Annotated in this window: 8 protein-coding genes, 2 tRNA genes and 1 rRNA gene; 6 read left to right on the top strand and 5 right to left on the bottom strand. The window is 56.0% G+C overall.

Translation table 11 applies throughout. From position 1 onward, the window contains the following. From AC06ND_RS06800 to AC06ND_RS06790, 3 genes are all read left to right on the top strand, one after another. Window positions 1–77, top strand: a 16S ribosomal RNA gene (locus AC06ND_RS06800); the annotation flags it as partial. Between the two features lie 69 nt (window positions 78–146). After that, a tRNA-Ile gene (locus AC06ND_RS06795) sits at window positions 147–223 on the top strand. Between the two features lie 20 nt (window positions 224–243). Next, window positions 244–316 (top strand) — tRNA-Ala (locus AC06ND_RS06790). 145 nt (window positions 317–461) lie between these two features. On the opposite strand, the gene AC06ND_RS06785 is transcribed toward AC06ND_RS06790, so the two are convergent. From AC06ND_RS06785 to AC06ND_RS06765, 5 genes are read right to left on the bottom strand one after another with little or no spacing between them, the layout of a single operon-like run. Continuing rightward, window positions 462–1250, bottom strand: a complete 789-nt coding sequence (locus tag AC06ND_RS06785; RefSeq protein ID WP_475678240.1) for an inositol monophosphatase family protein — start codon at window positions 1248–1250, stop codon at window positions 462–464. Between the two features lie 50 nt (window positions 1251–1300). Beyond that, window positions 1301–2242: a glycosyltransferase family 2 protein gene (locus tag AC06ND_RS06780; RefSeq protein ID WP_475678239.1), complete on the bottom strand. Its 942-nt coding sequence runs from the start codon at window positions 2240–2242 to the stop codon at window positions 1301–1303. Further along, on the bottom strand, window positions 2232–3371 hold the full coding sequence (locus tag AC06ND_RS06775; RefSeq protein WP_475678238.1) for a glycosyltransferase family 4 protein: 1140 nt from the start codon (window positions 3369–3371) through the stop codon (window positions 2232–2234). Before AC06ND_RS06775 ends, AC06ND_RS06780 begins: the two co-directional genes overlap by 11 nt. Next, window positions 3368–4387 (bottom strand): polysaccharide pyruvyl transferase family protein, encoded by a 1020-nt coding sequence (locus AC06ND_RS06770; protein ID WP_475678237.1) that lies wholly within the window; start codon window positions 4385–4387, stop codon window positions 3368–3370. Before AC06ND_RS06770 ends, AC06ND_RS06775 begins: the two co-directional genes overlap by 4 nt. Beyond that, window positions 4384–5952: a lipopolysaccharide biosynthesis protein gene (locus AC06ND_RS06765; RefSeq protein ID WP_475678236.1), complete on the bottom strand. Its 1569-nt coding sequence runs from the start codon at window positions 5950–5952 to the stop codon at window positions 4384–4386. Before AC06ND_RS06765 ends, AC06ND_RS06770 begins: the two co-directional genes overlap by 4 nt. Before the next feature lie 137 nt (window positions 5953–6089). Here AC06ND_RS06765 and xylE point away from each other — a divergent pair, with 137 nt between their 5' ends. The 3 genes from xylE to AC06ND_RS06750 form a co-directional block, all read left to right on the top strand. Further along, window positions 6090–7541 (top strand): D-xylose transporter XylE, encoded by a 1452-nt coding sequence (gene xylE, locus AC06ND_RS06760; RefSeq protein WP_475678235.1) that lies wholly within the window; start codon window positions 6090–6092, stop codon window positions 7539–7541. Then, window positions 7542–9074 carry an SGNH/GDSL hydrolase family protein gene (locus AC06ND_RS06755; RefSeq protein ID WP_475678234.1) on the top strand — a complete coding sequence of 511 codons (1533 nt, stop codon included), beginning with the start codon at window positions 7542–7544 and terminating at the stop codon, window positions 9072–9074. A 6-nt stretch (window positions 9075–9080) separates the two neighbouring features. Further along, window positions 9081–10253: MBOAT family O-acyltransferase (locus AC06ND_RS06750; RefSeq protein ID WP_475678233.1), on the top strand; the 1173-nt coding region annotated here is incomplete at its 3' end.

The raw sequence follows: 10253 nt of genomic DNA, 5'->3' as shown, positions 1-10253 counted from the left end.
CTAGGGCGAAACTGGTAATTGGGGCTAAGTCGTAACAAGGTAGCCGTACCGGAAGGTGTGGCTGGAACACCTCCTTTTTGGAGCTGATCCTTGACGAGAGCTTTTCGGAGTGGTACAAGGCAGCTTGTTCATCCAGTCTTTTATATAGAGGCGTAGCTCAGTTGGTTAGAGCGCCACACTGATAATGTGGAGGTCCGCGGTTCAACTCCGCGCGTCTCTACCAGGAACCAAAAGTTCTGGTACGGGGGATTAGCTCAGTTGGTAGAGCACCTGCTTTGCAAGCAGGGGGTCAAGAGTTCGAATCTCTTATTCTCCACAACGAAAGGCCGGTCAATTTTGACCGGCTTTTTTCGTTGCGGAGAATACTTTAATATAACGGCCTCGCTTCGCTCCGGCCGGCAACTTCGTGGCTCGACAGTAGTCTCGCACACTACGTTGCGGCGCTGATGCGCCCATCCTTCTTAGTAGCGGACGGCGGGGATGTGGCGGCTGACGATTTCGCTGAGGAGAGAGAAGTTCTCCTCGTTGTTGGCACCGATGGTCAGCTCCTGCTTGCGGAAGGTGAGGGGAGCACCGTGGAGCCCTCTGAGCACACCTCCTGCCTCGGAGAGGATGATGGATCCTGCGGCGATGTCCCAAGGCTGCAAGCGGTATTCGAAATAGAGCTCGACCCTTCCCATCGCGAGATAGCAGATCTCCAGCGAAGCAGTTCCGAAGCGGCGGAAATCGTTGATCTTGTAATAGACATCATTGATTACGGCGGCGCACTCGGGAGCCCAGTCCTTGTTGTAGGTGCTCATGGCCGTGCAGATCAGGCTGGCCTTGAACGGGCGGTCTGAGACATGGATACGGCCGCCGTTGAAATAGGCCCCCTTGCCTTTCTCCGCATAGAACAGCTCGTCTCCGGCAGGACTGTAGACCACGCCTGCGAGCATTTCCCCGTTGTGCATCAGACCGACGGATATGGCAGACTCCTTGATTCCGCGGGAATAGTTCATCGTACCGTCGATAGGGTCGATGATCCAGAGGTACTCGACATCCTTTGACTCCTGCATTCCCTCCTCCTCGGCGAGCACGCTCGAACCGGGGATGTAAGCACAGAGCTCCTTCACGAGGAAGGACTGCACTGCGATGTCGGATGAGGTGACGATGTTCTCGACACCGCTCTTGCTCTCTATCTCGAAGTGGTCGGTGAGCATCAGCTTCGATGCCTCCTTGACTATCTTGACTATTCCTTCTGTCAGTTTCATTTCCATTTTGTTCTCTTGTTTGCCACCCTGGATTCAGTTGTCGGCGTTTTCTATCCTCTGCTGTCAGCCTCCAGGAAAGCGGCACCCTTGCGGCTGGCCTTGCGCCATCGTATGAGCTTGGGGTAGGAGAATATCAGCCTGAAGATTCCCACGAAGGAGTCCCATGAAAGGTAGAAGATGCTGATGAAGAGAAGCTCCAGCGGCTGACGCAGAAGCCTCCATGGCAGGAAGCAGGCGGGGTTGCTGATCTTTACCAGCGAGCCCACGTACTTCAGTCTCATCCTCTTCGCCTTCGGTGTCGGGCGGTTCTCCCTGTCATGTACGGCCTTGGCCTCGATGTCGACTCCGATGCCCATCCCGTGCCACCTGCACCTGTCGAGGAAATTGTCGTCCTCTCCGTAGTGGGCGAAGGCAGGGGAGAAACCTCCCACCTTCTCCAGGCATGCCCTGCTGATCATCCAATGCGCCGCCATCACGAAAGGAACCGGATGGACCGCCTTCATGCTAGGAAAGATGGACTTCAGATCGGGCAGATACTTCTGGCATTTGAGCTCGAACTGCGGATCCATCTTGTCTCCGGCGGCAGTCATCTGGACCGGGCTGAGAACGCCGTAGCCCGGATTCTTTCCGAAAGCCTCAAGCAGAAGCTCAATCGTGTCGGATTCTACCCATGCGTCCTGATTCAGGAGATATACGAAATCATATCCATTGTCCATCGCGTACTTGAGCCCGAGATTGTTGGCCCTGCCGAAGCCGAGATTCTCCTTGCTCTCGACCAAGTCTACGAGCCACCATCCCGAACCGTCGTTCGAGGTCTCGCTGAACCACTTCCTGCCGGTCTCCCGGACGCGTGCGACAGTGTCGTCCTTCGAGCCGTTGTCGACGACGAACACGTCAACGGGCACGGTGGACTCCTTCAGGCTGCCCAGGCAGCGGTCTATCCACTTCTTGCCGTTGTAGGTGACGATTATGACCAGGACTTTATTCTTCATAGAATCTGAGGTTCTTGTCGGCGATTTCGGTCCATGACATGTCTCCCGAGCGACTTTCTCTCTCGATGTTCACGGACATTTCGTTGAGCTTCTCCTGGTCGGATGCCATCTCGAGAATGGTGTCCGCGAGAAGGGTTGCGTCCTTGGCTGCGATGAGCCTGCCGGTGTAGCCGTCGGAGACGGACTCTCCCAGCGCACCCACATCCGTCGCGAGCACAGGTTTGCAGAGCGCGAAGGCCGATGATATTACGCCGCTCTGGGTGGCGTCGGTATAAGGACATACGCAGAAGAGCGCACCGCTGATCAGGCTGGCAAGCTCTTCCGTGCCTATGTATCGGTTCATGAACTTCATGTACGGCTTGTCCAGGTACTTCCTGTGGTCGAAATACATCACTCCGCTGCCGGCGATGATGCACTTGAGGGAAGGATTCTTCTCATGGACCTTCTCCATGGCCTCGCAGAGGTACTCGATGCCCTTGTATGGCGAGATGCGGCCGAAATGGAGTATGTAGCCGCCCTCCTCCACATGCACGTCATCGAATGCGTTCAGCGCGTCGTACACGCCGAGCCTGTTCACGAGCACCGGCTTCTCAATATTGTAGTTCTTGACGAACTGCCTGCGCTGGCGAGCGTTCAGCAGGATGAACTTGCGCACCTTCCTGAATGCCCGAAGCCTCTGGTTCTCCTTTCTTGCGGACATCTCGCCGCTGTGTGGGAAAGGATCATGGACGGTGAGCACCATCTTCTTCTTCAGGAGGTAGAGCGGGAACTCGGGACCTGCGAGCGGAGTCGTGATATGGACCACGTCCGGCTTCATCCTCATCAGCTTCAGCGCGAGACGGAAGTACAGGAGCACATTCCTGAAAGTGCCGCCCTTGGTGATACGGTTCACGACGAGGGTGTCGGAAAGGTCCATGTAGTTGGAATACTTCCTGAACTCTTCGTAATCTGTGGCCTGCAGGATGTCCGACTTCTGTATCTGGTTGCCTATGCTCAGCAGCGGACCGTTGAGCTTGTCGCAGAGAAGAGGGATGATGTAGGTCACGTCCTCGCCGGCCTGCTGGTAGGCCTTGACGAGAGGGAAGTCGCAATCCGCGAACTGGAGACCGCTGTAGTAGACTATCTTCATTTCAGTGCGTTTGTGAGGTAGCTGATGGATTCTTTGCGCAGAGCGTCGAGCCTTTCTGGGTCGACGACCGTGCAGGCGGCTTCCATGTCGAAGTCCTCCGCACGGGAGATCAGATGTCCTTCCATCCCGAGGCTTCCCAGCAGCGACTCGAAACGCGAAAGTCCGCGCTTGGCGTTGCCGAAGGCCACGAAAGGCTTCCCGAAGATTATCGAGAACACACATGCATGGAAGGAATCCGTTATGATGAAGTCGGCGTCGCGGAAGCCGCGGAGCCAGTCCTCAATAGGGTACTGGGCCCTGTCGGCAAGGGCGAGTCCTTTGGTGTCTATGTCGCGGTTGTGGGTCCAGAATGCCTCCTTGCCCAGTCTCTGCTGCATCATCTTCACGAACTCGAGCTTCTCGGGAGTGTTGTCGAAGATGTGGCACATGATTCCGGCGCGAGGCCCCTTCCTGTCATACCTCCTGCCGATGAGCGCGAGGTAGTCCTCTTTCGTGAGGAGAAGGGTAGGGTCGAGCGTATGGACGGCGTCTATGTCGAAATGTTCCTTGCAGAGAGCCACGGCGGAGTCCTCCCTGACGGAAACGCAGTCGAAAAGCTGGGCCAGCGGCTTGTAGAGGTCCTCCTCGTTCTGGGTGAATTCCCATTCGTCCGTGCCGAAGGAGATGGAATATCCGACCCTGCGCAGCTTCCATGTCTTCGCGAAGTCAAGGAAATACTTGCCGAGGTTCTTGCTGTATTTCTCTCTCCACACCTGGTCGCTGCCGACCACGAGCGCGTCGTACCGGCCTTCCTTCGGCTTCCCGCCGCACTTGATGTTCCTGCGGATGAAGCGGTCCGTGTTCCAGCGCACCACCTTGGTGCCTATGATCCTGCGGGTGTCGAATCCGAGAGGGTCCCGGGTGTCGACCATCTCTGCGTCATGCCCCAACCTCTCCAGCGTCTTCTGCAGCGCGTATGCCTGCAGGATGCCGCCGTAGTTGGTGTGGAACGGTAATGTGACTATGCCTATCTTCATCGTATGTGGAGCTTTTCCTTTACCAAGTCCTTCTCATCTGTCTCCAATCCCTTCGCCCATATCCAGAGGCAGCAGGAAAGCACGCAGATTGCGCAGCTGGCGATGAATCCGACCCATCCTCCGGGGAGGTGAGGCTGCGCCAGGAGCGGCAGCAGCAGACAGAAGCCGCAGGTGATGATCACCCTGAGGTACACCGTCTTGAGGTAGCTGCCCGCATCGAGCCCCGCCATCTTCCTGAGCAAGGCGAGACGTGCGAAGAGGCAGACCTGCGAAAGCGCTATGGCCACTACAAGCACACACTCCGGATCCATGTCGTTCGCGAGCAGGATCCATGAGACAGGCACGTTGAGCAGCTGCAGACCGCCTACTATGATCTGGTATTTCTTGATGTCGCCGGTGGCGAGCTGGAGAGTAATCAGTGGGTTCGAAAGGGACTCGCTCATCGCGAATATGAGGGTCAGGATCGCGAAAGAGACCGCTCTCGGTGGTACTTCCTTGAGCCAGACGCCGAGCACGAAGTCCATGTTCATCAGCAGCGGCAGGGAGAGCAGCAGGAGCAGGAAGAAGGAGAGTCGTGCGCCCTTGAAGACGAGCCTTTCGGTGTAGTCCCTCTCACCTGCAGCATAAGATTTTGTTATCTGCGGATTCAGTGCGGTCATGAAATTGCTCACGAAAGCCTGCACTGTGCTGCTGAGCTGGGTGGTTACGCCCCTCGCGGCGTTTATTGCCGTGCCGCAGAACGCGTTTATCAGGAGGTTTCCGCCATGGTCCCTGAGCACTGCGGACGATGCTCCGATGAAGTTCCATCCGGCGAACGAGAGCATCTGCCTGAGGAGCGATGCGGTGCTTTCGGTTTCCTCAGAACTGCTTTCTACAGCCTCATCCGAGCCGCTTCCCCTGCGGCATTCCTCGAACATCCTTCTGCAATAGATGCCGTAGGTTATGCGGACCATGAGGGCGACTGCGCACATGAGGGCGGCGTAGAAGATCAGCCTGTCGGTCGGAGCTGCGAGCAGCAGGAAGGCCACTGCGAGCTTCGTGAGGCCCTCGAATACGCCGATGTAGGCGAAGGCCTTCATCTTCTCATGAGCGATGATCGCGGCGTTGAAAGGTATGCTGACAAGGTTGATGGCGAAGGTAATGAGCGAGAACTGGAGCACCCAGTTGGCTGCCGTGAGCCTTCCGTCAGGGATGTACATCCTGGTGTTGAGGTACCACAGCCCGACGGTCTCGGCGAGAAGGATGATCACTCCTGCCATCATCAGCTGTATCTTCATGGAGTTGCGGAAGATGGCCCTGAGCCTTCTGAGGCTCCCGTCTGCCTTGCCGAGCTCGAAGGTGAGGAAGCGGCTGATTGCAGAGGTGAGGGCGGCGGAAACGACGGAAAAGATCGAGACAACGCCTCCGACGGCATTGTAGATTCCATAGTCATCTATGCCCAGCGCGCCGAGCACGACCCTGGAGGTGTACAGGCCCACGAAAAGGAGCAGCAGCATCCTGCAGTAGAGCAGCATGGTGTTGCGCGCGATGAGCTTCTGCCTGTCGATATTTGAGCCGCCTTCCATAAACTGCAAATATAGTCAAATAGGGCGATAATCATAATACGCATACGCGCGCGGATTATTCGTTTGCATTTCGTATCTTTGCAAGATTATCACTTAAACCAAATAAACACTTATTACAAATTCTGACCAGATCTATTATGGCAACACAAGACAAAGGCAGCAAATCCTATCTGTTCTCAATCGTCCTCGTGGCAGTATTGGGCGGTCTCCTGTTCGGTTATGATACCGCAGTGATCTCCGGTGCCGAGAAAGGCCTCCAGGCTTTCTTCATGGGCGCATCAGACTTCCAGTACACCGACTTCTTGCACGGCTTCACCAGCTCAAGCGCATTGATCGGATGTATCATCGGTTCGGCCATCTCAGGCCTCCTCGCATCGAACTGGGGACGTAAGAAGTCCCTCATCTTTGCGGGTATCATGTTCTTCATCTCTGCATGGGGCTCAATGAACCCTGAGAGTATGATCCTTGCCAAGGGCGAGGCTAACTTGACCCTCCTCATCGTCTTCAACATCTATCGTGTCATCGGTGGTGTCGGCGTAGGTCTCGCTTCTGCGGTATGTCCTATGTACATCGGTGAGATCGCACCTAGCAACATCCGCGGCATGCTCGTGTCTTGGAACCAGTTCGCTATCATCTTCGGACAGCTCGTCGTATACTTCGTGAACTTCTTCATCCTCGGCGGCCACATCGCTCCTGTCATCGAGGGCATCGGTCAGGGCCTCAACCAGGTAACCAACGGTGCTGAGGCATCTTGGGCAATCGAGAACGGCTGGCGCTACATGTTCGGTTCCGAGATGGTTCCTGCAGGTCTCTTCGCTCTCCTTATCTCTCTCGTTCCTGAGACTCCACGCTACCTCGCATCTATCGGTAAGGACGCTCAGGCAGAGGCCATCCTCGCAAAGATCAACGGTGCTACCAAGGCAAAGGAGATCCTCGGCGAGATCAAGGCTACCATGACCGAGAAGACCGAGAAACTCCTCACCTACGGTGTTCTCTGCATCTTCGTCGGCATCATGCTCTCAGTTTTCCAGCAGGCAGTTGGTATCAACGCGGTGCTCTACTATGCTCCTCGTATCTATGAGGCAATGGGCTTCAACAACCCTATGGTCCTCACCGTATTCAACGGCGTGGTCAACCTCGCATTCACCTGCGTCGCAATCTTCACCGTAGAGAAGCTCGGCCGCAAGCCTCTTCTCATCACCGGTTCCCTCGGTATGGCAATCGGTGCGATCGGCGTAGCCTGCACCTTCGGTAACGAGAGCCTCCAGCTTCTCTGCATGATCTCAATCATGGTTTACTCAGCAAGCTTCATGTTCTCATGGGGTCCTATCTGCTGGGTGCTCATCGCTGAGGTCTTCCCTAACACCATCCGTGGTGCTGCAGTCGCTATCGCAGTCGCATTCCAGTGGATCTTCAACTGGATCGTCTCTACTTCTTTCGTTCCTCTCGCAAACAGCCTCGGATTCTGGTTCGTATACGGAATGTACGGTATCATCTGCGTCATCGCAGCCGTATTCGTATGGAAGCTTGTTCCTGAGACCAAGGGCAAGACCCTCGAGGACATGACCAAACTCTGGAAGAAGAACTAAATGAAATCATCAAGGGTCGTACTGTTCATCTTCTCGGTGTTTTTCGCCTTGGGTGTTCTCTGCGCGGTGTTTCCAGCCGGCGGAGTGACCTTGGGTGGTACGACCCTTGGATTCCCAACCCTCGAGCAGGCGCTCGGCGGGGACAAGTATGCTGAGCAGGAGGAGCCGGAGGGCGAATCTCCCGAGGAGATACTTGCCCGCAGGCTCACTGAGCTTCGCGCTGCAGAGGAGTCTGAGTTCATCGAGTTCGCCAAGAACAGTCCTACCAGGATATTCTTCCCGAATGATGATCCGGACATGCTCAATGACTTCTTCGACGCACTCGACAGCGCGATGATCTATCCGATGAGGATAGTGCATTACGGTGACTCCCAGCGCGAGGAAGACAGAATCACGAACAATGTGCGCCAGCAGCTTCAGGAGCGTTTCGGCGGCAGCGGAGCGGGCATGATGCCTCTCGTGCAGCCGTACACGACCCTTACCTTGAAGCAGATCCGCTCGAACACTCCTGCCCGCAGCATAGTCTACGGAACGAAGGAGTTCCAGGTGTCTTCGGGCAAGTATGGCCCAATGGGACAGGCAGCCCGCCTGCGCGGCAGCATGGACGTGACATTCTCTCCGAACACACGCCTTGCCCCTGACCACCGTGTCAGGTTCATGGACAAGGTGACCATATTGACAGACGCGGCCAAGGAGCCTCTCAGCATCATGTGCGGAGGCTCCACTGCCGTGATCGACACTCTCGAGGGAGCGTTGAGGAGGTATGTCATCGACGTGCCTGACAGCTCCCAGACCGTTTCATTCCGAATCAGCGGCAATGCCGACGTGTACGGAGTCCTCCTCGACGGAGAGGCAGGAGTATCGCTCGACAACGTGGCGATGCGCGGCTGCTCCGGTACGATCTTCACCAGGATAGACGCAGCCCAGCTCGCGGACTTCTACAAGCGCGAGAACGTGCGTCTGATCATCCTCCAGTACGGAGGAAATGCAGTTCCGTACATGCGTGTGGGCAAGGCACTCGACGAATTCGGAAAGAAGATCTACAACCAGATTTGCTATGTCCGCGAGCAGGCGCCGGATGCAGCGATACTTTTCATCGGTCCTTCGGACATGTCCACAAACGTGAACGGATCCATGAGGACCTACCCTGCGCTCCCGGCCGTCATTGACACCCTCCGCGCCAACGCCAATAGGGCAGGCGCAGCTTATTGGGACATCTACGAGGTGATGGGCGGCAACAATTCCATGGTCGAGTGGGTGCGCTCCGGCTATGCCGGCAAGGACTACATCCATTTCACCCACAAGGGTGCGGACGAGGTCGGCAATCTTCTCGCCCAGTCCCTTCTTCTTTACTACGACTACTACAAGTGGCGCAAGAAGCCTCTCACCGAGCAGCTCACCCCTGACGTGATCGAAAGGCTCATGCGCAACGATTATGATACAGAATCGCCGGAGGTCGACACCTTGGCTGAAGCTGCATCCGTGAGGGATTCATCTGCGGTGCCGGTGGCGCAGGCAGATACACTGAGATAGCAGGACGTGGATTGGCTGAACCTAATATTGGAATTCCTCAGGAACGTGTTCTCATTCGATGAGAATTCGCCGCTGCTTTTCACGCAGTTCTATTTCTGGGCCTTCTTCGCGCTCGTCTATGCAGTCTTCGCACTTGTCAAGAGCAAGAGACTCCTGCGCAATGCCTTCCTATTCTTCGTCAGCCTGCTCTTCTACTACAAGACCAGCGGCATATTCGTGCTCATCCTCATCTTCGTCACCTGCTCGGACTTCTTCTATGCCAAGCGAATCGACGGGGCCAGGAAACGTGGATGGAAGCGCTTCTTCCTGGTCTGCAGCATAGTCACGGACCTCTTCCTGCTATGCTATTTCAAGTATGCATACTTCTTCACGGACGTGCTCAACAACATGTTCGGGCTGCAGCTCAACGTCGTGGACTATTTCTCGCTCGCCGGCAACATGATCACCGGAACAGAGAGGTTCAGCGTCGACCAGATAGTGCTGCCTGTAGGTATCTCGTTCTTCACCTTCCAGATCATCAGCTACACCGTGGACGTCTATCGCGGCGAGGTGAAGCCGGTGAGGAACATACTCGACTTCGGCTTCTACGTGAGCTTCTTCCCTCAGCTCGTGGCCGGTCCTATCGTCCGTGCGAGCGAGTTCATCCCGCAGCTCTACAAGCCGTTCAACCTCAGCCGCAGGGTATTCGGAATAGCAGTGTTCTGGATACTCAACGGTCTTACCAAGAAGATCATACTCTCGGATTACATCGCCGTGAACTTCATTGACAGGGTGTTTGACAGTCCTATGCTCTTCTCCGGTTTCGAGAACTTCGCGGCCCTCTTCGGATACTCTCTCCAGGTGTACGCCGACTTCTCGGGATACACCGACATCGCCATCGGAGTCGCGATGCTGATGGGCTTCTACCTCCCTCAGAACTTCAACTCTCCGTACAAGGCGCGTAATGCCCAGAACTTCTGGAAGCGCTGGCACATGTCCCTCAGCCGCTGGCTCCAGTCCTATCTCTACATCCCTCTCGGAGGCAACAGGAACGCGAGCTTCGGAACCTTCTTCTGGATTGCGCTCTTCGCCGCCATCGGTACCATCCTCAGCGGCAGCTGGTGGGTTGCGGTCGGCATACTCGGCGTCGCCTTTGCCGTGCTGCTTTTCGCATGGTTCCTGCCTGAGCGCCGCAAGAAG

The sequence above is a fragment of the Candidatus Cryptobacteroides sp. genome (genome assembly GCF_056207615.1).
This window is presented reverse-complemented; position numbering and strand designations above follow the sequence as displayed.

What these genes read in the sequence shown, in the direction of transcription:
- AC06ND_RS06785 (WP_475678240.1), bottom strand. Translation starts at nt 1,250, where the DNA reads ATGAAACTGACAGAAGGAATAGTCAAGATAGTCAAGGAGGCATCGAAG.
- AC06ND_RS06780 (WP_475678239.1), bottom strand. Translation starts at nt 2,242, where the DNA reads ATGAAGAATAAAGTCCTGGTCATAATCGTCACCTACAACGGCAAGAAG.
- AC06ND_RS06775 (WP_475678238.1), bottom strand. Translation starts at nt 3,371, where the DNA reads ATGAAGATAGTCTACTACAGCGGTCTCCAGTTCGCGGATTGCGACTTC.
- AC06ND_RS06770 (WP_475678237.1), bottom strand. Translation starts at nt 4,387, where the DNA reads ATGAAGATAGGCATAGTCACATTACCGTTCCACACCAACTACGGCGGC.
- AC06ND_RS06765 (WP_475678236.1), bottom strand. Translation starts at nt 5,952, where the DNA reads ATGGAAGGCGGCTCAAATATCGACAGGCAGAAGCTCATCGCGCGCAAC.
- xylE (WP_475678235.1), top strand. Translation starts at nt 6,090, where the DNA reads ATGGCAACACAAGACAAAGGCAGCAAATCCTATCTGTTCTCAATCGTC.
- AC06ND_RS06755 (WP_475678234.1), top strand. Translation starts at nt 7,542, where the DNA reads ATGAAATCATCAAGGGTCGTACTGTTCATCTTCTCGGTGTTTTTCGCC.